The organism is Sphingobium sp. (genome assembly GCF_032153725.1).
Lineage (GTDB): Bacteria > Pseudomonadota > Alphaproteobacteria > Sphingomonadales > Sphingomonadaceae > Sphingobium.
The window spans coordinates 47,928-67,322 of the sequence record NZ_JALDYQ010000014.1; the positions used below are offsets into that span (position 1 = coordinate 47,928).

25 protein-coding genes are annotated in these 19,395 nt (G+C 63.3%); 19 read left to right on the forward strand and 6 right to left on the reverse strand.

Going from position 1 to position 19,395, the window contains the following annotated elements:
• The first annotated feature begins 93 nt into the window (after window positions 1-93).
• The 8 genes from RUH75_RS06950 (at window position 94) to RUH75_RS06985 (ending at window position 5,540) form a co-directional block, all read left to right on the forward strand.
• Window positions 94-2,031, forward strand: coding sequence for a ribonucleoside-diphosphate reductase subunit alpha (locus RUH75_RS06950; RefSeq protein WP_313803527.1), 1,938 nt, complete (start codon window positions 94-96; stop codon window positions 2,029-2,031).
• Between the two features lie 83 nt (window positions 2,032-2,114).
• The gene (locus RUH75_RS06955; protein ID WP_313803530.1) at window positions 2,115-2,375 is read left to right on the forward strand and encodes a hypothetical protein; all 261 of its coding nucleotides are present in this window, start codon (window positions 2,115-2,117) and stop codon (window positions 2,373-2,375) included.
• Between the two features lie 4 nt (window positions 2,376-2,379).
• Window positions 2,380-3,435, forward strand: coding sequence for a ribonucleotide-diphosphate reductase subunit beta (locus RUH75_RS06960; protein ID WP_313803533.1), 1,056 nt, complete (start codon window positions 2,380-2,382; stop codon window positions 3,433-3,435).
• A 231-nt stretch (window positions 3,436-3,666) separates the two neighbouring features.
• Window positions 3,667-4,086, forward strand: coding sequence for a hypothetical protein (locus RUH75_RS06965; protein WP_313803536.1), 420 nt, complete (start codon window positions 3,667-3,669; stop codon window positions 4,084-4,086).
• Between the two features lie 3 nt (window positions 4,087-4,089).
• Complete coding sequence (locus RUH75_RS06970; RefSeq protein WP_313803539.1) at window positions 4,090-4,332, forward strand: DUF4160 domain-containing protein; 243 nt, start codon at window positions 4,090-4,092, stop codon at window positions 4,330-4,332.
• On the forward strand, window positions 4,316-4,570 hold the full coding sequence (locus RUH75_RS06975; RefSeq protein ID WP_313803542.1) for a DUF2442 domain-containing protein: 255 nt from the start codon (window positions 4,316-4,318) through the stop codon (window positions 4,568-4,570). The genes RUH75_RS06970 and RUH75_RS06975 overlap by 17 nt, the downstream gene beginning before the upstream one ends.
• A gap of 18 nt (window positions 4,571-4,588) precedes the next feature.
• Window positions 4,589-4,789 carry a hypothetical protein gene (locus RUH75_RS06980; protein ID WP_313803545.1) on the forward strand — a complete coding sequence of 67 codons (201 nt, stop codon included), beginning with the start codon at window positions 4,589-4,591 and terminating at the stop codon, window positions 4,787-4,789.
• Window positions 4,790-5,039: 250 nt separating this feature from the next.
• A complete protein-coding gene (locus RUH75_RS06985; RefSeq protein ID WP_313803548.1) occupies window positions 5,040-5,540 on the forward strand; it encodes a glycine zipper 2TM domain-containing protein in 501 nt (166 codons plus the stop codon).
• A gap of 37 nt (window positions 5,541-5,577) precedes the next feature.
• Here RUH75_RS06985 and RUH75_RS06990 read toward each other — a convergent pair whose 3' ends face one another.
• Window positions 5,578-6,129, reverse strand: coding sequence for a thermonuclease family protein (locus RUH75_RS06990; protein ID WP_313803551.1), 552 nt, complete (start codon window positions 6,127-6,129; stop codon window positions 5,578-5,580).
• A gap of 206 nt (window positions 6,130-6,335) precedes the next feature.
• Between RUH75_RS06990 and RUH75_RS06995 the strand changes: the two genes are divergently transcribed.
• From RUH75_RS06995 to RUH75_RS07015, 5 genes are read left to right on the forward strand one after another with little or no spacing between them, the layout of a single operon-like run.
• Window positions 6,336-6,716: a RidA family protein gene (locus RUH75_RS06995; protein WP_313803554.1), complete on the forward strand. Its 381-nt coding sequence runs from the start codon at window positions 6,336-6,338 to the stop codon at window positions 6,714-6,716.
• 17 nt (window positions 6,717-6,733) lie between these two features.
• On the forward strand, window positions 6,734-7,090 hold the full coding sequence (locus tag RUH75_RS07000; RefSeq protein WP_313803557.1) for an ArsC family reductase: 357 nt from the start codon (window positions 6,734-6,736) through the stop codon (window positions 7,088-7,090).
• A gap of 11 nt (window positions 7,091-7,101) precedes the next feature.
• Entirely contained in the window at window positions 7,102-8,124 is a 1,023-nt protein-coding gene (locus RUH75_RS07005) for a glycerophosphodiester phosphodiesterase (protein WP_409592333.1), read from the forward strand.
• Between the two features lie 39 nt (window positions 8,125-8,163).
• Window positions 8,164-8,589, forward strand: coding sequence for an Rrf2 family transcriptional regulator (locus RUH75_RS07010; RefSeq protein ID WP_313803563.1), 426 nt, complete (start codon window positions 8,164-8,166; stop codon window positions 8,587-8,589).
• Window positions 8,590-8,627: 38 nt separating this feature from the next.
• Window positions 8,628-9,296: an MBL fold metallo-hydrolase gene (locus tag RUH75_RS07015; protein ID WP_313803566.1), complete on the forward strand. Its 669-nt coding sequence runs from the start codon at window positions 8,628-8,630 to the stop codon at window positions 9,294-9,296.
• Here the strand turns inward: RUH75_RS07015 and RUH75_RS07020 are convergent.
• Complete coding sequence (locus RUH75_RS07020; protein ID WP_313803624.1) at window positions 9,293-9,730, reverse strand: MAPEG family protein; 438 nt, start codon at window positions 9,728-9,730, stop codon at window positions 9,293-9,295. The two genes, RUH75_RS07015 and RUH75_RS07020, sit on opposite strands and share 4 nt — an antisense overlap.
• A gap of 205 nt (window positions 9,731-9,935) precedes the next feature.
• Between RUH75_RS07020 and rpmF the strand changes: the two genes are divergently transcribed.
• The 5 genes from rpmF to RUH75_RS07045 all read left to right on the forward strand — a co-directional run bounded on the left by rpmF (window position 9,936) and on the right by RUH75_RS07045 (window position 13,144).
• Window positions 9,936-10,115 carry a 50S ribosomal protein L32 gene (gene rpmF / locus RUH75_RS07025; RefSeq protein ID WP_192667702.1) on the forward strand — a complete coding sequence of 60 codons (180 nt, stop codon included), beginning with the start codon at window positions 9,936-9,938 and terminating at the stop codon, window positions 10,113-10,115.
• A 65-nt stretch (window positions 10,116-10,180) separates the two neighbouring features.
• Window positions 10,181-11,206, forward strand: coding sequence for a phosphate acyltransferase PlsX (gene plsX / locus RUH75_RS07030; protein ID WP_313803626.1), 1,026 nt, complete (start codon window positions 10,181-10,183; stop codon window positions 11,204-11,206).
• Window positions 11,203-12,171, forward strand: a complete 969-nt coding sequence (locus tag RUH75_RS07035; protein ID WP_313803574.1) for a beta-ketoacyl-ACP synthase III — start codon at window positions 11,203-11,205, stop codon at window positions 12,169-12,171. Before plsX ends, RUH75_RS07035 begins: the two co-directional genes overlap by 4 nt.
• Window positions 12,172-12,412: 241 nt before the next feature.
• On the forward strand, window positions 12,413-12,709 hold the full coding sequence (ihfA, locus tag RUH75_RS07040) for an integration host factor subunit alpha (protein WP_313803577.1): 297 nt from the start codon (window positions 12,413-12,415) through the stop codon (window positions 12,707-12,709).
• 75 nt (window positions 12,710-12,784) lie between these two features.
• Window positions 12,785-13,144, forward strand: coding sequence for a MerR family transcriptional regulator (locus RUH75_RS07045; protein WP_313803628.1), 360 nt, complete (start codon window positions 12,785-12,787; stop codon window positions 13,142-13,144).
• Between the two features lie 46 nt (window positions 13,145-13,190).
• Here the strand turns inward: RUH75_RS07045 and RUH75_RS07050 are convergent, their stop codons facing one another.
• From RUH75_RS07050 to RUH75_RS07065, 4 genes are all read right to left on the reverse strand, one after another.
• The gene (locus tag RUH75_RS07050; RefSeq protein WP_313803582.1) at window positions 13,191-13,712 is read right to left on the reverse strand and encodes a GNAT family N-acetyltransferase; all 522 of its coding nucleotides are present in this window, start codon (window positions 13,710-13,712) and stop codon (window positions 13,191-13,193) included.
• 7 nt (window positions 13,713-13,719) lie between these two features.
• Window positions 13,720-14,262, reverse strand: coding sequence for a histidine phosphatase family protein (locus RUH75_RS07055; protein ID WP_313803585.1), 543 nt, complete (start codon window positions 14,260-14,262; stop codon window positions 13,720-13,722).
• A gap of 109 nt (window positions 14,263-14,371) precedes the next feature.
• The gene (locus RUH75_RS07060) at window positions 14,372-17,113 is read right to left on the reverse strand and encodes an ATP-dependent DNA helicase (protein WP_313803589.1); all 2,742 of its coding nucleotides are present in this window, start codon (window positions 17,111-17,113) and stop codon (window positions 14,372-14,374) included.
• A gap of 52 nt (window positions 17,114-17,165) precedes the next feature.
• Window positions 17,166-17,522: a PilZ domain-containing protein gene (locus RUH75_RS07065; RefSeq protein ID WP_313803592.1), complete on the reverse strand. Its 357-nt coding sequence runs from the start codon at window positions 17,520-17,522 to the stop codon at window positions 17,166-17,168.
• 240 nt (window positions 17,523-17,762) lie between these two features.
• Here RUH75_RS07065 and RUH75_RS07070 point away from each other — a divergent pair, with 240 nt between their 5' ends.
• Window positions 17,763-19,343 carry a lysine--tRNA ligase gene (locus RUH75_RS07070; protein WP_313803594.1) on the forward strand — a complete coding sequence of 527 codons (1,581 nt, stop codon included), beginning with the start codon at window positions 17,763-17,765 and terminating at the stop codon, window positions 19,341-19,343.
• The last annotated feature ends 52 nt before the right edge of the window (window positions 19,344-19,395 follow it).

Below are 19,395 nucleotides of genomic sequence, written 5' to 3' on the forward strand. Positions count from 1 at the left end.
TCTCCCCGGCACGGGTCGGTTGATGCTATATTGTCGGCCCGGCCGGCAGGGCTTGACCGAATCGAACGGAACAGGAACATTCGGGGGCTCGTTATGGATTTTCGGGATAGCGAACAGGTAGGTGCAGGCGACGTGGCAACCGTGATTGACGAAGTGGTGGAAGCAGTGGCCGACAAGAAGAAAGCCCCGGCCAAGGCGGTTGCGGCGCCGGCATCCTCGTCCACCGTCCAGGAGCGCCGCTTTCCCGTTAAGACCGACAACAGCCGCGACGCGCTGCTGACCGAATTCGGCAAGGACACGCTGAAGGACCGCTATCTGCTGCCCGGCGAAGATTATCAGGACCTGTTCGCCCGCGTCGCCGCCGCCTATGCCGACGATGCCGACCATGCCCAGCGCGTCTACGACTATATCTCGCGCCTCTGGTTCATGCCCGCCACGCCCGTCCTGTCGAACGGCGGCACCGGTCGCGGCCTGCCGATCAGCTGCTACCTCAACAGCGTCGACGACAGCCTGGAAGGCATCGTCAACACCTGGAACGAGAATGTCTGGCTCGCCTCGCGCGGCGGCGGCATCGGCACCTATTGGGGCAATGTCCGCGGCATTGGCGAGCCGGTCGGTTTGAACGGCAAGACCAGCGGCATCATCCCCTTCGTCCGGGTGATGGACAGCCTGACGCTCGCCATCTCCCAGGGTTCGCTGCGCCGTGGCTCGGCCGCCTGCTATCTCGACATCTCCCATCCGGAGATCGAGGAGTTCCTGGAAATCCGCAAGACGTCCGGCGACTTCAACCGCAAGGCGCTGAACCTGCACCACGGCGTCCTCCTGACCGACGAGTTCATGGAAGCGGTCCGCGACGGCAAGGAATTCGCGCTGCGCAGCCCGAAGGACCAGTCGGTGCGCGGCAGCGTCAACGCCCGCGCCCTGTTCCAGAAACTGGTGGAGGTCCGCCTCGCCACCGGCGAACCCTATATCGTCTTCAACGACACCGTGAACCGCACCATGCCCCGGCATCACCGCGAACTCGGGCTCAAGGTGTCGACTTCCAACCTGTGTTCCGAAATCACACTGCCGACGGGTCGCGACCATCTCGGCAATGACCGGACGGCGGTCTGCTGCCTTTCGTCCCTCAATCTGGAAACCTGGGACGAATGGAACAAGGACCCCCGTTTCGTCGAGGACGTCATGCGCTTCCTCGACAATGTGTTGCAGGATTATATCGACCGCGCGCCGGACGAAATGGCGCGGGCGAAATATTCGGCGGCGCGTGAACGGTCAGTGGGCCTGGGGGTGATGGGCTTCCACTCATTCCTCCAGGCCCGTGGCCTTCCCTTCGAAGGGGCGATGGCGAAAAGCTGGAACCTGCGCATCTTCAAGCATATCAGCGAAAAGGCGGCCGAAGCCTCCATGCAGCTGGCGGTCGAGCGCGGGCCGTGTCCGGACGCCGCCGACATGGGCTTGATGGAGCGTTTCAGCTGCAAGATGGCGATTGCCCCGACGGCGTCGATCAGCATCATCTGCGGCGGCACCAGCGCGTGTATCGAACCGATCCCGGCGAACATCTACACGCACAAGACGCTGTCGGGCAGCTTCGCGGTCAAGAATCCCTATCTGGAAAAGCTGCTGGTCGAAAAGGCGAAGGACAGCACCGCCGTCTGGAACTCGATCCTGGAAAAGGGCGGCTCGGTCCAGCATCTCGAATTCCTGACCCAGGAAGAAAAGGACACGTTCAAGACCAGCTTCGAGATCGACCAGCGCTGGCTGCTCGAACTGGCCGCCGACCGCACGCCCTTCATCGACCAGGCGCAGTCGCTCAATCTCTTCATCCCGGCCGACGTGGAGAAATGGGACCTGCTCATGCTCCACTTCCGCGCCTGGGAACTGGGTATCAAGTCGCTCTACTATCTCCGCTCGAAATCGGTGCAGCGCGCCGGCTTCGCGGGCGGGGTGGAGGCCGACAACACGATCGACGCCCCCAAATTCGAGATCGGGGGCGGGAGCACGGATTATGACGAGTGTCTCGCCTGCCAGTGATCGCCTCACCGGCAGAGCGACCCGCCCGCCTGCCGGAACCACCGATCGGGGCTGTACCCTGATCGAATAGGGGGAGAAGAGCGATGATGGCCTTTGTCATGATGACGGTTTTGGGTCTGGTAATGGTCCTTGAGGGCATATCGGAACTGCGACACAAGGCCGGAGACAGCGCTCCCCTCTCGGAAGCCGTGATTTTCAAGGCGATGGGCGCCGATCCGCTTCCGCTCAACAGTTTCGACCGGATCATGGCCCGCATCCATGCGTGGGGCCTGACCGGTTTCGGATTTCTCGTCGCCCTGATCGGCATTCTCGCCATGGGCGGCTACATTATCGCGCCGGAGTAAAGCCATGCCTCTTCTTCAAGCCAGCAAGGTCTACAAGCCCTTCGAATATCCCTGGGCCTATGAATTCTGGAAGCGCCAGCAGCAGCTCCACTGGCTGCCGGAGGAAGTGCCGCTGGGCGAGGATTGCCGCGACTGGGCGCAGAAGCTGAGCGACCATGAGCGCAACCTGCTGACCCAGATTTTCCGCTTCTTCACCCAGGCCGACGTGGAAGTGCAGGATTGCTACCACGAAAAATACGGCCGCGTGTTCAAGCCGACCGAGGTCAAGATGATGCTGACCGCGTTCAGCAACATGGAAACGGTCCATATCGCGGCCTACAGCCACCTGCTCGACACGATCGGCATGCCCGAAACCGAATATTCGGCCTTCATGCAATATAAGGAGATGAAGGACAAACACGATTATCTGGCGACCTTCGGCGTCGACACGGACGAGGATATCGCCAAGACGCTCGCCATGTTCGGCGGCTTCACCGAGGGGCTTCAGCTCTTCGCCAGCTTCGCCATGCTGATGAACTTCCCGCGCTTCAACAAGATGAAGGGCATGGGCCAGATCGTCAGCTGGTCGGTCCGCGACGAGACGCTGCACTGCGAAGGCATCATCCGCCTGTTCCATGCCTTCGTGAAGGAGCGTGACTGCCTGACCGCTTCGGTCAAGGAAGACATTATGGACATGTGCCAGAAGACGGTGCGGATCGAGGATGCGTTCATCGACCTCGTCTTCGAAATGGGCCCGGTGCCGGGCATGACGCCCAAGGACATCAAGAAATATGTCCGCTACATCGCCGACTGGCGCCTCGGCCAGCTGGGCCTGAAGCCGATCTACATGATCGATGAGCATCCGCTCCCCTGGCTGACCCCGCTGCTGAACGGCGTGGAGCACGCCAATTTCTTCGAAACCCGCGCGACGGAATATTCGAAGGCAGCGACGCGCGGCCAGTGGAACGATGTGTGGGATGCCTTCGACCGCCGCACCAAGCTCAAGAGCAGCGACGCGGCCAATGCGGATGAGGGCGGCGACCCGGACATGTTCAAGGCAGCGGGGATCGCGGCGGAGTAAATTTGAGTGTTTGAGCCAAGCCCGTTTGTTGCGATAGGGATTTCGGGGAGTGCGCTCTTAATATCTACCATAACCTTGTGGCTGACTTATTTTCGCAGGGGGCGGGTACGCATGACTCGGCCCTCTGTGATTTTCTTTGGACCGGACGGTTCGCGTTATGAAGGTTCAAATGGCAGGCCGAAAATCTTTCTACGGACTTTGCTAATCTCCAACTCGAAACGGGGGCGGGTCGTGGAGAACATGTTTGTTACACTCACAAGGCAAGAAACTCTACAAAGCTTCAACATCTGGGTATATGGCGAAGATCGGTTGGTAAGAGGAAGCGGATTGCACATCGGTGATGTTGGAGTAGTGACAAACCACCATTTTCTTTTGCCTCCGGATAATTCGGAATTTCGTTTTAAGAGTGGTAGCCATCAACTGAATGTGTTCGTGACATTGCTTGGTGACAAAAAACCCGTAAAATTACTGTCCCAAACATTGGATGTAAGCCCGGCAGAAGCGAGTAGCATTTCTTCAAACATGGGCGGGCTCTATTTTGATTGGGGGCAGCAAGGGAGTTGTTACATTTCTCATCTGGAGCCCTCTCCAAGACAGTTTCAGGGAGATATCCGCAAAAATGAGTCGTCACTTCCATCAAGCGTAGATTGATCCATGCCCAAGGTCTTCGACTGGAACGGCTATCGCTTCCACTTCTACGCTAACGAAGGCGATCCGCGCGAGCCGGTGCATATCCATGTGCGCAAGGACAGGAACAACGCCAAATTCTGGCTCTGGCCCGATGTGACGGTGGCCGAAAGCCGGGGTTTCTCCGCGCACGTGCTTACGCAGCTTTCCCATGTTATAGAGGAAAAACGCGAAGAGATAGAAAGCGCCTGGAATGACTTCTTCTCCTGAACCCCTTGCCGTCCGTTTCGACGCAGACAGTTTCTGGGTCGATCTTGACGATGGCCGTACGCTCGGCGTTCCGCTCGCCTGGTTCCCCCGCCTGCTCCATGCGCTGCCAGAGCAGCGTGCGCAGGTCGAACTCAGCCGGGCCGGTCTTCATTGGGAGGAGATTGACGAGGATATTTCCATCGCCGGCTTGCTTGCGGGCCGTGGCGATCAGACCCGCTCGCGCAAAGCAGCTGCATAAGCCGCTTATCCTCCACCCATGTTCGGCGTCCGCCTTTCCTCCCTCTTCACCAGCCGCTGGATGGCGCTGCTTTGGGCCATTCTGGTGATCCTGACGGCGATCCAGTTCGTCGGCGCCTCCGACGACGGCGAGAGCCAGAAGGCGACAGGACAGGGAAGCGCTTCCGCGCCCGACACCTCTGCCGACCCGCAAAAAGCCGCCATCAACAGCGTCCTTTAGAAAAGCCGCCCCCGGCCGATCCTATTTCCTGTCCTACAGCCCCCAAAGCCCGCTATGCCCGGCGCGGCTCTTTGACATGGCAGACAAACAGGAACCCGGCGCTTCTTCGTGATGGCATCGTGTCACCTATGTCACCCAAATCCAACAATCACGCACCTGTCCGACGGATGAACGGACCGTTTTGTTCCGTTCATGCAACGTTTGTGGGGCTTCGGATGTTCTGCACCCATCATAACCAAGGGAGCATCTGATGAAGTTCACCCTGAAAACGGCTTTCGCCGCGCTTTCGCTCGGCGCCGTGGCGCTGGGCGCAGCCCCCGCCGCCGCCGATCCGCCGCCCTGGGCCCAGGGTCGCGGCCATGACCGCGATCGCGACTGGGATCGTGGCGGCCGCCACGACAATGGCCGCCACGAAGGCTGGCGCCGCCCCGGCCGCGTCATCTACAGCTATGACTGGAATCGCCCGGACCGGCGCTATGGCCGCTATTACCGCCCCGACCGCTATTATCGCGGCGGCTATGAACCGATTGTCGTGACGCGCGGCACGCGCATCTATCGCGGCTATGACGACCGCTATTATTGCCGCCGCTCGGACGGCACCACCGGCCTGATCGTCGGCGCGGCGCTGGGCGGTCTGCTCGGCGGCCAGCTCGACCGCGGCTATTCCAACACCGCGGGCGTCCTGATCGGCGCCGGGGCCGGCGCGCTGCTCGGCCGCGAAATCGATCGCGGCAGTCTCAGCTGCCGTTGATGCAAAGTAGGGGGAGGGGAAATCCCCTCCCTCCGCTTCAGCACCAGGGATGCCGCGACCCGTCCCATTCGCGCGCCAGCCCCTCCGCGACCAGCATCTCGCCCAGCGAATCCCCGCCCCGCGTCACCACGCGCAGGGCTCGCCCGTAACGGTCGCTGTCCCGATCTCCGCTTTCCAGTGAAAAGGGGCCTGCGTTCATCAACTGTTGCAATCGTCGCGTCGCCCTTGCTCCCAGCGCGGCTTCCTCCGCGCAGCGCGGATCATGGGTTTCGGGCGCGTCGATATCCATCACGCGCACCCTTTCCCCGTGGAACCAGAAAGTGTCGCCGTCCACGACGCAATTGGTTCCACCGCCCGTGTGACAGAAACCGAACCGTGCCGAGAGCGTGTCGCTGACCACCGGCGCCGTCACTTCCCGCCGGGAAAGCTGCCACATCAAATCCGGCCCAAGCCAGCCCAGCCCGCCGCCGATCAGCACGCCGCCCAGCACCAGCACCGCGAAAGCGGGTTTTTTCCGCCGCCCCCGCCGCGCTTCTGCCCGCCACGCCGTCTGGACGCGGCGCCGCTCCGATTGCCTGTCCCATTTCATGACGCGGCCTTAACGGGACTTTGCCGTGCCGTCTCCTGTTTTGACCCCGATCAAGGACAGGCCCGGCTGCTTCCCCCACCCAACGGCTCAGCCGCCCGCGCCGTTCCCGCCGAGCAAAAGGCGCTGGACAGCTTGCCACCAACGGGGCAAGAGCCGCGACGATCCTTTCCGCCCCATTTCTCTTCGATCTGACAAAGGGAATCCTCATGCCCCGCCAGCTCATTTCCTCCGGCTCGCCTTTTGAGGCGCAGGTCGGCTATTCGCGCGCTCTCGTCCAGGGCGACTGGTGCTTCGTCGCCGGCACCACCGGCACCGATCCTGAAACCAAGACCATGCCTGAATCGGTCGTCGACCAGGGCAGGAACGCGCTGAAGGTCATCGGCAAGGCGCTGGAAGAGGCCGGCTTCTCCTTCGCCGACGTGGTCCGCGTGACCTATTACATCACCGACGCGGCCTATTGGGACGTGCTGGGCGAAGCGACCGCCCCGATTTTCGGAGACATCCGCCCGGCGGCAAGCTGCGTCGTCACCGGCCTCATCAAGCCGGAGATGAAGATCGAGATCGAAGTCACCGCATATCGCGGATAATTTGGGGGATCACGGCCATGCTGACCATGTACGGCATCAAGAATTGCGACACGATCAAGAAGGCGCGCAATTTCCTCGACAATAGCGGCAAGTCCTACAGCTTCCACGATTACAAGGTGTCGGGCGTCGACGAAACCGCGCTGCGCGGCTGGGTCGAGGAACATGGGTGGGAGACGATCCTCAACCGTTCCGGCACGACCTTCAAGGCACTGGATGCCGGCGACAAGGCGCATATCGACGCGGACAAGGCAGTGCTGCTGATGATGAGCAACCCCTCGATGATCAAGCGTCCGATCCTCGATCTGGGCGGCCGCACCATCGTCGGTTTCAAGGCGACCACCTATGAGGATGCGTTGGTGGGCGTGAAGGCGTGATCTTCCGGAGGATGCTCCGCAAGGCCGCCATCCTCCTCACCTTCTTCATGGTGGCACCTGCGATGGCGGAGCCTTTCATCATCGCCCATCGCGGCGCCAGCGGCGAGCGGCCCGAACATACGCTCGCCGGCTATGAGCGCGCGATCGATCAGGGCGCCGACTATATCGAACCCGATCTGGTGCTGACCAGCGACGGCATCCTCGTCGCCCGCCACGAAAATGAGATCGGCGGTACCACCGATGTCGCGGACCATCCCGAATTTGCCGCCCGCAGGACGACCAAAGCCATCGACGGCCAGTCGATCACCGGCTGGTTCACCGAGGATTTCACCCTCGCGGAACTGCGCACCCTGCGCGCCCGTGAGCGGTTGCCCCAGCTGCGCCCCGCCAACAGCCGCTTCAACGACCTCTATCTGATCCCGACCTTCGAGGAGATATTGAAGCTGGTCCGCGCCAAGGAGGCCGAAACCGGTCGCCGCATCGGCCTCTATCCCGAAACCAAGCACCCCGGCTATTTCGCCGGCATCGGCCTGCCGCATCAGGCGCCTTTGCTCGATCTGCTCAGCCGCTACGGCTACCAGACGGAGGCCGACCCCGTCTTCATCCAGTCCTTCGAGGTCGGCAATCTGAAGGCCCTGCGCGCCGTCTCCCGCCTGCGCCTCATCCAGCTGGTGGACAGTGAAGGCGGCCCCGCCGACGCGCCCGGCACCAGCTATGCCGACATGATGGCCATTCAGGGCCTGAAACAGATTGCCGACTATGCCGATGGCATCGGCCTGCCGGCTGCCATGGTGCTGACCCCCGAAGGCGCGACGGGCCTTGTCGTCCGAGCCCATGATGCCGGCCTGCAAGTCCATGTGTGGACGCTGCGGATGGAGAACGACTTCCTCCCGCCAGCCTTCCAGCGTCCCGACGATCCGCAGGGCAGGGGGGACTTTGCCGGTTATGTCCAGGCGATCGCCCGCACCGGCGTCGACGCCCTGTTCAGCGATTTTCCGAAACAGGCGCGTGCGGCGCTGAATCCGGTGCCCTGAATGGCTTGTCAAATCACCGGCGGAAGCGAATAACAAGCCATGCTCTCGCAGAAGACCCGTTACGCCATTCGTGCCCTCCAGCATCTCGCAGACCGCTACCGGCAAGGCCCGGTGCCCTTGAACGAGATCGCCACGCGCCAGAATATCCCGTCCAAATTCCTGACGGTGATCCTGTCGGAGCTGGCGCGCGAGGGGCTGGTCGCGACCCAGCGCGGGCGCGATGGCGGCTATTGGCTGGCGCTGGCGCCGGTCGACATCAGCTATGGCGATATCGTCCGCCTCACGCGTGGCTCGCTCGCGCTCACCCCCTGCGCCAGCCGTTTCGCGCATGAGACGTGCACCAACTGCCTGCCCGAAGCGGAATGCCGCCTGCACCGCGTGATGCTCCGCGTCCGCGATGAAACGGCGAAAGTGCTGGACAGCATCAGCCTCGCGGAACCCTTTGCAACCGAGGATGCGGGCTAAGCCTTGCGCCCGGCCCGCGGCTTCGCCACATCAGCGGCATGACGACTCCACCGCAAGATCCCCCGCTCAGGGCTACCCTGATTCCCGTGACGCCGCTCCAGCAGAACTGTACGCTCTTCTGGTGCACGGCGACCAATCGGGGTGCCTTCGTCGATCCGGGCGGTGACCTGCCGATGCTGAAGAAGGCCGCGGAGCAGCATGGCGTCACCATCGAGAAGATCCTCGTCACCCATGGTCATATCGACCATTGCGGTCAGGCGGGCATCCTTGCCCGCGATCTCGGCGTTCCGATCGAGGGGCCTCACGAAGCCGACCGCTTCTGGATCGATCGTCTCGATGAGGATGGCCGGAAATATGGCATTAATGGCGAAAGCTTCGAACCCGACCGCTGGCTCCATGACGGCGATCAGGTGACGGTGGGCAATCTCACGCTCGACGTCTATCACTGCCCGGGCCACACGCCGGGCCATGTCGTCTTTCATCATGCGCCAAGCAGGCTCGCCATCGTCGGCGACGTATTGTTCCAGGGTTCGATCGGCCGCACCGATTTCCCGATGGGCAATCATCAGGACCTGATCGACGCCATCACGGGCAAGCTCTGGCCCTTGGGTGGCGACACCGCCTTCGTCCCCGGCCATGGCCCGATGAGCAACTTCGCCCATGAACGCCGGACCAATCCGTTCGTGGCGGATTCCGTCCTGACCTAGCCTTGGCGAATCATTGCCATGGCGGGCGGCGCCGGGACTGCCCGTGTCGCCCCATAGGCCACATAGAGCGCCACCAGCGCCAACCCCACCATCACCACCCAGGTCAACAATGCTCCACCGGCACGCCAGGCGGTGGGCTTTTCCGCATCCATCCCGAAGGCATGGCCGATTCGCGCCACCACCAGCACCAATGCCGCGCCCCAGAGCCAGATCGAAGCCCCGACCGCCAGTTCCACCAGGCCGAAGAGAATCAGCGTCACCGGGACATATTCAATGAAATTGGCGTGCGCCCGCATCCGCTTGGCCAGCAGCGCGCTTCCGCCGTCGCCATGCAGCACATGGTCCGCCATCCGGATTCGCGCGCAGCGAATCCCCAGCCACATGTTGAGCAGCGCGCAGGCCGAGGCCAGGGTCAGCGTGATCGGCAGCAACATCGGATTCCCCCGCTTTATCGTCACGCCCGCAGAATAAGAGGGAAAGGGCGGAGGGCAAGAAGGACTTGCACATGGGCCAAAAAACGCTATAGGCGCAGGGCTTCGCGATCATCCGGGCCGCATGGGTCTGCGGCGCCGTTGGCGTCGGCATCCATCGGATCGGCCAGTCGCATTAACAGATCAATTTATGGAATAAGGTGCCGACATGGCTGTCCCCAAGAGGAAAACTTCCCCGTCCCGCCGCGGCATGCGTCGCAGCCATGACTCGCTGCGCGTCGAAGCGTTCCAGGAATGCTCGAACTGCGGCGAACTGAAGCGCCCGCACAATCTGTGCGACGCCTGCGGCCATTATAACGGCCGCGAAGTCATCGCCGTCGGGGCCTGACACCTAGTTTCTCCTGAAAAGGGTGCGTTAATTTGTCCAGCCAGCCGCGAATCGCAATCGACGCGATGGGCGGGGATGAAGGCGTGCGCGTGATGATGGCGGGCGTAGCGCTCGCCCGTCACCGTCACGAAGGGCTGCGCTTCACCCTTTTCGGAGACGAAGCGCGGATCAAGTCCGCGCTCGACCATCACCCGAATCTGCGTGCCGCATCGGAAATCGTCCACGCGCCCGATATCGTTGATGCGGGCGACAAGCCCAGCGTCGCCATCCGCAAGAAGACCAGCTCCATGAGCATGGCGATCGCGGCGGTGAAGGCGGGTGACTGCGGCGCGGCCGTTTCGTCCGGCAATACCGGTGCGCTGATGGCGATGGCCAAGCTGGCGCTGCGCACCATGAAGGGCGTTGATCGCCCTGCGCTGGCGGCGATGTTGCCGACACTTGGCGACAATGACGTGGTCATGCTCGACCTTGGCGCCAACACCGAATGCGACGCCCGCAACCTCGTCCAGTTCGCGGTGATGGGAGCCACTTATGCCCGTATCGCCCTCGACCTTGAGCGTCCCCGCGTCCGGCTGATGAACATCGGCACGGAGGAGATGAAGGGCACGGAGGAAATCCGCGATGCCGCCGCGATCCTGCGCGCCGCGACCAGCCTGCCGCTCTCTTTCGAAGGCTTTGTCGAAGGTGACAAGATCGGCCGCGGCGATGTCGATGTGATCGTGTCCGACGGCTTTTCCGGCAATGTCGCGCTCAAGACGGCGGAGGGCACGGCTCGTTTCGTCACCGATCTGCTGCGCACCGCCTTCACCAGTTCGATCCGTTCGAAGCTCGGCTTCCTGATCTCGAAGCCGGCGATGCATCTCCTGAAGCATCATCTCGACCCGAACAACCATAATGGCGCTGTCTTCCTTGGCCTTAACGGCGTGGTGGTGAAGAGCCATGGCAGCGCCAATGACAAGGGCGTGGCCAATGCGGTCCATGTTGCAGCGCGCCTGTTGGAAGAAGACATCACCCGGCGTATCGCCGCCGACATGCACGGGATCGAGGGCCTCACCGCCCCCGCATCCAGGATGGAGCTGCCCGCAAAGTGATCCGCCGATCCATTCTCCTGGGCACGGGTTCGGCCCTGCCCGTCCGCTCCGTCAGCAATGCCGAATTGGCGCAGACCGTGGACACGAGCGACGAATGGATCGTCGAGCGCACCGGCATCCGCAACCGTTATATTGCGGGCGATGGCGAAACCACCGCCACGCTCGCCACCGATGCTGCGAAGGCCGCATTGGAGGCTGCCGGCATCAGCGCGCAGGAAATCGATCTGATCGTTCTGGCGACGGCTACTCCCGACCAGACCTTTCCTGCCACTGCCACCATCGTTCAGGCCGCGCTCGGCATCGACGATTGCGTCGCTTTTGACGTGGCGGCGGTCTGTTCGGGTTTCCTCTACGCGATCACCGTCGCCGACAGCATGATCTGCTCGGGCGCGGCACGGAACGCACTCGTGATCGGCTCGGAAACCTTCAGCCGCATCCTCGACTGGGAGGACCGCACCACCTGCGTCCTCTTCGGCGACGGCGCGGGCGCGGTCGTGCTGGGCGCGGAGGAAAGCGCGGATGGCAGGCGCGGCATCCTCGCCTCGAAACTCCATGCGGACGGCCGCCACAACCAGCTTCTCTATGTCGATGGCGGCCCGTCGACCACCCAGACGGTCGGCAAGCTGCGCATGAAGGGACAGGAAGTCTTCCGCCATGCCGTCACCAAACTGGCCTCGGTATTGACCGAAGTGATGGAAGCCGCCGGCATGACCCCGGCCGAGATCGACTGGCTGATCCCGCATCAGGCCAATGCCCGCATCCTCGACGCCACCGCGCGCAAGTTGAAACTGGCGCCGGAGAAGGTGGTGATGACGGTCGACCGGCACGCCAATACCTCCGCCGCGTCGGTGCCATTGGCGCTCGATCTCGCGATCCGCGACGGGCGGATTCAGCCGGGCGATCTGCTGGTGCTGGAAGCGATGGGCGGTGGTTTCACCTGGGGCGCCAGCGTTCTGCGGGTTTAGGGCTGATCGGCCCTGGGGCAACCCCAAAGGCTGCAATATTGACCCATCCATCCTGCCTCACGCGGCTCCGACATTTCCCGCCGGACACCAAATCCCGCTCTGGGACCGCTATCCCGTCCATTTTTCACGCTTTTTTAGGGATTTTGGCGGGACGTCATCTTGCCGAATCATGCAGAAGCGCGCACATTATCAAATGATCACCCGCATTTAGGCTCGACGGGGATCAAGGTGGGGAAGTGCGATGAGCGGTACAGGGACTCTGACGCGCGCGGATCTCGCGGAGAGCGTGAACCGTCATATTGGCCTCTCGCGGGCAGAAGCGGCAACCTTAATCGAATCCATATTGGAGCATATGTCGTCGGCGCTCGAGCGCGGGGAAAATGTGAAGATCTCCAGCTTCGGCACCTTCGTCCTGCGTGACAAGACGCAGCGCATGGGCCGCAACCCCAAAACGGGCGTGGAAGTGCCGATCGAACCGCGCCGGGTGCTGACCTTCCGCGCCAGCCAGACGATGCGGGATCGCGTCGCCTCGGTCTGAGGCGACGACGATAACCAAAATAGCCATTTTCCCGGAGGTTGACCTTGGCGCTGCTAAGGGTGCAACATCATGACCATGGAAAAGGCAGAGGGTGCATTTCTGACCATCAGTGAGCTGGCGGGCGAACTCGGCCTGCCGCAGCATATCCTGCGCTATTGGGAGACACGTTTCACCCAGCTTCGCCCGCTCCAGCGATCTGGCAATCGCCGCTATTACCGGCCCGCCGATGTTGCGCTGGTGCGACAGATCAATCATTTGCTGAATGTCGAGGGCTTCACCGTCAGGGGCGCGCAAAAAGCGCTAGCCGATGGGAGTGGTATTCCGTCACCCGGCGTTGCCATGGCGACGAAGAACGGCGAATCAACTCTCGGCGCCGATCTGCTGCCCCGGCTGGAAGCCATTCGCGCCGTGCTGGCGAAGGCGATCGGGGAATAGAGGCTGTCGGCGCCGGCTTGCGCGGAGCGTCCCCTCTACCGGAAAATCAATCGAGCGGAGCCGCGTAGATCAGGTCCCGAAAGGGCGCATCGCCCACCATGAAGACTGTTTCGCCCACTTCATCGAAACCATGGCGCGCATAGAAGCGCTGCGCGCCCTCATTGGCTTCATAGACCGCAAGCAACAGGCGTTTCGCCCCGCGGCGACGCGCTTCCTCCATCACCAGAGCCAGCAACGCGGCGCCATTGCCGCCGCCCTGCCAGCCGGACAGCAGATAGATGCGCTTGAGTTCAAGATCGGTCGGCCCGGTTTCGACCGGCAGCTGGGGCCGCGTCAGCAGCGCATAGCCCACTGGCGCGCCCAGCGGCGTTTCCCCGATCAGCGCGGTCTGATCCGGATCAGCCAGCGCCGCCGCATAATAGGCTTCCCCATGCGCTTCGCGAATATGGGCGATCAACGCCTCGCCCGGATGGTCATGCGCGAAACTGGCGAGGAAGGTCGCTCCACCCAGCAGCGAAAGGGCCGCTGCATCGCACGCTTCCGCCCGCCGCCAGAGGATCGGCGTCATCAGTTCGTCAGCGCGATCCCGGACCCAGGGCCGGGTCCAGGTCGCGGGGGCGCGTGAAGCTGGCAATGCTGGCGATATTGGGCTTCGCCTCGCTCCAATGATCGATGGGCAGATCCATGACGGCGATCGAGGCAGTGGGGAATTTCACCTCCACATCCTCGCGCAGCGGGCTTGCGCCGTCGTCGGGGACGAGATCGAGGATCAATTCTTCCAGCCCCGGATTATGCCCCGACATCAGCACGCTGTCGGCGTCGTCGGGCAGGTCGCGGATCACGTCGAACAGGGTCGGGGTGGAGGCCAGATAGATGCGCCGGTCCCAATGCGGATCGACCACTTCGCCATAGCTGGCGGAAAAGCTGTTCAGCGTTTCCACGACCCGCACCGCGGGAGAGGCGACCACCATGTCGAATGCGATGCCCCGCGCCCTGGCGAACTCGCCCATCACCAGCGCGGCCTTTTCCCCCCGGCGGTTGAGCGGCCGGTCGAAGTCCCGTGCAACCGGATCGTCCCAATCGGACTTGGCGTGACGGAACAGGATCAACCGCTTCATTTTTGCTCCAGGTCGTGGGTACCGGATTCGAATCCCTGATGCCCCTAAAGCATTTTCAAGTCAGCTGGAAACAGCTGACCACTCGGAAAATGCAGCAAACAAAGAAAAGCTAGGACATGATCGGATTGGAAGGGATCGGATCATGTCCTGGCGCCGCATCGCTGCCAAGGCCAACGCGGGAATGTCCGCTGACCGATATGATGGCTTCGTCCAGCGTCAGGCGGCGGATCGGCGTGCCGGGCGGAAAGGCGCTGAGCAACCGGCTGGGCATGGCGGCGGAGAGAATGACGAAACTTCCCCGGTCCTCCGCCCGCCGGATCAGGCGGCCGAAAGCCTGCGCCATCCGCGCCCGGATCAGCCGGTCGTCATAGGCTGAACCACCCCCGGCCAGCTTGCGCGCGGCATGCAGAACCGTGGGCTTGGACCAGGGCACCCCCTCCATCACCACCAGCCGCAGCGAATGTCCAGGCACGTCCACCCCGTCGCGCAAGGCATCGGTCCCCAGCAGCGACGCGCGCGGATCGTCGCGGAAAATATCGATCAGCGTGCCGGTATCCATCGGGTCGACATGCTGCGCGTAGAGCGGCAGTCCCGCCCGCGCCAGCCGGTCCGCGATCCGCGCATGGACCGCGCGCAGCCGCCGGATCGCGGTGAACAGGCCCAAAGTGCCGCCGCCCGCCGCCTCGATCAGCCGCGCATAGGCGCCCGACAGCGCGGCAATGTCGCCGCGTTTGATGTCGGTCACGATCAGCACTTCGGACCGGTCGGGATAGTCGAAGGGACTGCTTGTCTCGAACTGGTCCGCGCCGCGCGGCAGATGGCTCGCGCCGCTGCGGCTGGTCGCATTATCCCAGTCGCCGCCGCCCTTCAGCGTGGCGGAGGTGATCAGCACGCCCTGCGCCGGTTTCAGCACCGCCTGCGCCAAGGGGCGGGTCGGGTCCAGCCAATGGCGGTGGATGCCGATGTCGAACTCGCGCCCCTCGATCCGCTCGACCGCCAGCCAGTCGACATAATCCGCGTCCGCCGGCCCGCCTATCCGCGCCAGCAGCGCCAGCCAGGCCGTCACCAGATCGCGCCGCCAGCCGAGCGACGCGATCGCCCCCTCGACCCGCGCCCGTGCCGCGCCGTCCAGCCAGTCGGGCGCTTCCTCGATCACGGCTTCCATTCGCTTGCCGAGATGGGTGAGGGGACGCAGCAAGGCGTCCAGCGCCCGTGCCGCTTCCTGCGCCGCCTCGACCAGCGCGCCATCCGGTTCGGCCAGCTCCGTCTCCAGCCCATAGCCCGCATCGGCCTCGCCCGTGTCGGCGGCCCGCGCATAGACGGTGCCGCGCGCCGCCGCGAGCAGCGCCTCGACCGGACCGAACGGTTCGCCCGCGACGATCCGTTTCAGCCATTCATCAGCCGGCAGCGCCCGCGCCGCCTCCGCCGCCGCCCGGATCGCCTCGCCGCCCTGCTCGTCATAGCTGGCGAGGTCCGACAGCCGCGCTGCGAGGCCCCGCCTCCGCCCGCGCGAATTACCCTCCGGCCCCATCACCCAGCGGCGCAGCTCGATCGCCTCCTGTCCCGACAAGGCGACGGAGAAGGTCGAATCCGCCGCATCGAACAGGTGATGGCCCTCGTCGAACACGATGCGCTGCGGCGCCTGCCCCGTTTCGCGCCCGCGCGCCGCGTTGATCATCACCAGCGCATGATTGGCGATCACGATATCCGCATCGGCCGACGCCCGCGCCGACCGCTCGATGAAACATTTCCGGTAATGCGGACAGCCTGCATAGATGCACTCGCCGCGCCGGTCGGTCAGCGCCGTCGATCCGTTGCGCCGGAACAGGGTCGGCAACCAGCCCGGCAGGTCGCCGCCGATCATGTCGCCATCCTTGGTGAAGGCCGCCCAGCGCGCCACCAGTTGCGCCAATATCGCCGCGCGTCCTGAGAACCCGCCTTGCAGCGCATCCTCAAGGTTCAACAGGCAGAGATAATTTTCCCGCCCCTTGCGCACCACCACCCGCTTCGCCGCGACGGCAGGATCGGGGAAGAGCCGCAAACTCTCCCGGTCCAGCTGCCGCTGCAACGCCTTGGTGTAGGTGGAAATCCAGACCGTCCCCTGTGCTTCCCCGGCCCAGAGCGAGGCGGGCGCGAGATAGCCCAAAGTCTTGCCGATGCCGGTCCCGGCCTCGGCCAGCAGCATATTGGGCTGCTCGCGATGGACTTTAGGCCGGAACACCGCCGCCGCTGCCGCCGCATAGGCCCGCTGCCCCGGCCGCGGCTCAGCCCCCGCGCCGGTCAATTGTTCCAGCCGCGCCACGACCGCATCGGATTGCAGCGACACCGAACGCGGGGCAGGGCGAGGCGGGTTTTCTTCCCATTCCGGCAGCTTGGAAAAGAGCCAGCGCTCAGCCTCTTTCGGCTTGGCGATGCGCGACGCCACCAAAGGCGCCCAGGGCCAGCGCAGTCGGTGCAGCGATTGCGCCGCCGTCCAGCCGCCCTCACGTTCCATCCAGCAAGGCGAAGCGAGCGTTTCCAGCAGCGCTTTGGTCGCCGTCTGCAACAATTCGGGAATATCGGCTTCGCTGGCGGGGCGGGGCAGATTCAGCGCTTCGGCCAGCCCCTTGGGAGTCGGCACCAGAAAGCGCGCCGGATGGATGAAGGCCCAGAGTTCCAGCAGGTCAAGGCCGTTCAGATCGGGATAGCCCAGCCGCTGCCCGGCCAGCGGCGCATTCAGCAGCAGCGTCGGGGTTTCGGCCGTCCGCGCGATCGCCGTGCCCTTCGCAACGGCGGAAGTCCGCTCTCCTTCCCGCAACCAGATGCCGCCATGGCTGGCGTGAAGGGCGGGCAGGGCAGCAGGATCGATCACCCGTCCGGCTTAGGGGAACGGGAACAAAAGGGAAACCTGAAAATCGGCCGATTCAGCCGAACCGACGCCCGAATCCACCCACAGGACGCGCGCCCAAAAGCCGTGGCTGGAATGCCGTTGGGGTCAGTCTTGCCGCCCGTGCGAGTTCCAGCCGGTCGAACAGCGGCCCGTCGGTCAGCTCATAAGGAAAGCGGATGCCCATCCGGTCCTCTTCCGACCATTGCACCGTGCCGAAGACGACATGGCCGTCATAATCGACCTGGCACTGGCTGCGCACGGGCAGGCCGCAGCCCGCTATCTGGGCGCCACTCTCGCTGAGATCGACGATCATGCCTTCCAGATTGTCGAGAACCGTGGTCACGATGACCGGAATATCGACGGTTATCCTCTGACGGCTGCGTGGCTGCATAGTCCCTCCTGAGCCCCCTAAGCTCGTGATAAATATCGCTCATCAGGGTTAATCAATGTTAAACGGGGAGGGCTGAACGACGCCATTCGTCTCCACTTTGGCACCTAAAACCGCGTCCTTTCATCGGCATCGGACATTGATCCAGGTTAAAATCCTGTTCGCCTCCTGCCCGCCGGAACGAAGTTTTCCGAGTCGTCAGATGTTTTCAACGGCCATGAAAATGCTTAGGGGCGTTGCATCATGACCGTGTCCGAACCCATCCGCACCGCCGCGCAGGCATCCAAGGCCTGGCCCTATGAGGAAGCCCGCAAGCTCCTGAAGCGCTATCAGAATGGCGCACCCGAAAAAGGCCATATCCTGTTCGAGACGGGCTATGGCCCATCGGGCCTGCCGCATATCGGCACCTTCAACGAGGTATTGCGCACCACCATGGTCCGCAACGCCTATCACGCGCTGTCGGACATCCCGACCCGCCTGATCGCATTCAGCGACGATATGGACGGGTTGCGCAAGGTGCCGGACAATGTCCCCAATCAGGCGATGCTGACGCAGCATCTCGGCAAGCCGCTGACCCAGGTGCCCGACCCGTTCGGGAAGTATGATAGCTTCGCGCATCACAACAACGCCATGCTGCGGGAATTTCTCGACCGCTTTGGCTTCGACTATGAGTTCGTTTCGGCCACCGACCGCTACAGGTCGGGCGCGTTCGACGACGCGCTGAAAAATGTCCTGCGCCATTATCGGGACATCATGGACATCATGCTGCCGACGCTGCGCAAGGAGCGGCAGGCGACCTATTCGCCGGTCCTGCCGATCAGCCCCAAAAGCGGCATCGTGCTTCAGGTGCCCGTTGAGGTGCTGGACGCGGACGCCGGCCTCATCCGCTTCGAGGATGAGGGCGAGGTGATCGAACAATCGATCCTGTCAGGCGGCGCGAAGCTGCAATGGAAGGTCGACTGGGCGATGCGTTGGGTCGCGCTCGGCGTCGATTACGAGATGGCGGGCAAGGATCTGATCGATTCGGTGACGCAAAGCTCGAAGATATGCCGTGCGCTGGGCGCCCGCCCGCCCGAGGGATTCAATTATGAGATGTTCCTCGACGAAAATGGCGAGAAAATCTCCAAGTCCAAGGGCAATGGCCTCAGCCTCGAACAATGGCTGACCTATGGCCCGCAGGAGAGCCTGGCCTTCTACGCCTATCGCGAGCCGAAAAAGGCCAAGCAGCTGCATATGGGCGTCATCCCCCGCGCGGTGGACGAATATTGGCAGTTCCGCGCCAATTACCCCAGGCAGGCGGTAGAGCAGCAGCTCGGCAACCCGGTCCATCACATTCATGACGGCAAGCTGCCCGAGGGCGATCTGCCGGTGACTTTCGGCCTGCTGCTGAACCTTGTCGGCGTGATGGGCGATGCCAGCCGCGAACAGGTCTGGGGTTATCTCCAGAATTATGTCGCGGACGCCAATGCGGAAAGCTATCCGGAACTGGACGCGCTGATCGGCCATGCGCTGGCCTATCACCGCGATTTCGTCGCCCCGACGCTCAAGCGCCGCGCGCCGGAAGCCGGTGAAGCCGCCGCCCTCGCCAAGCTGGACGAGGAACTCGCTGCCTTGCCCGACCATGCTTCGGCGGAGGATATCCAGAACATCGTCTATGCCATCGGCAAGGATGAGGCCTATGGTTTCGCCGAACTGCGCGACTGGTTCAAGGCGCTCTATCAGACCCTGCTGGGTGCCGATCAGGGGCCGCGCATGGGCAGTTTCATCGCGCTCTACGGCATCGAAAACAGCCGCCGCCTGATCGCCGAGGCGCTCGCTGCCTGAATATTGGGCAACGGAACATTCAGCCGGGATAAACGTTACGGCTGATGGTCCA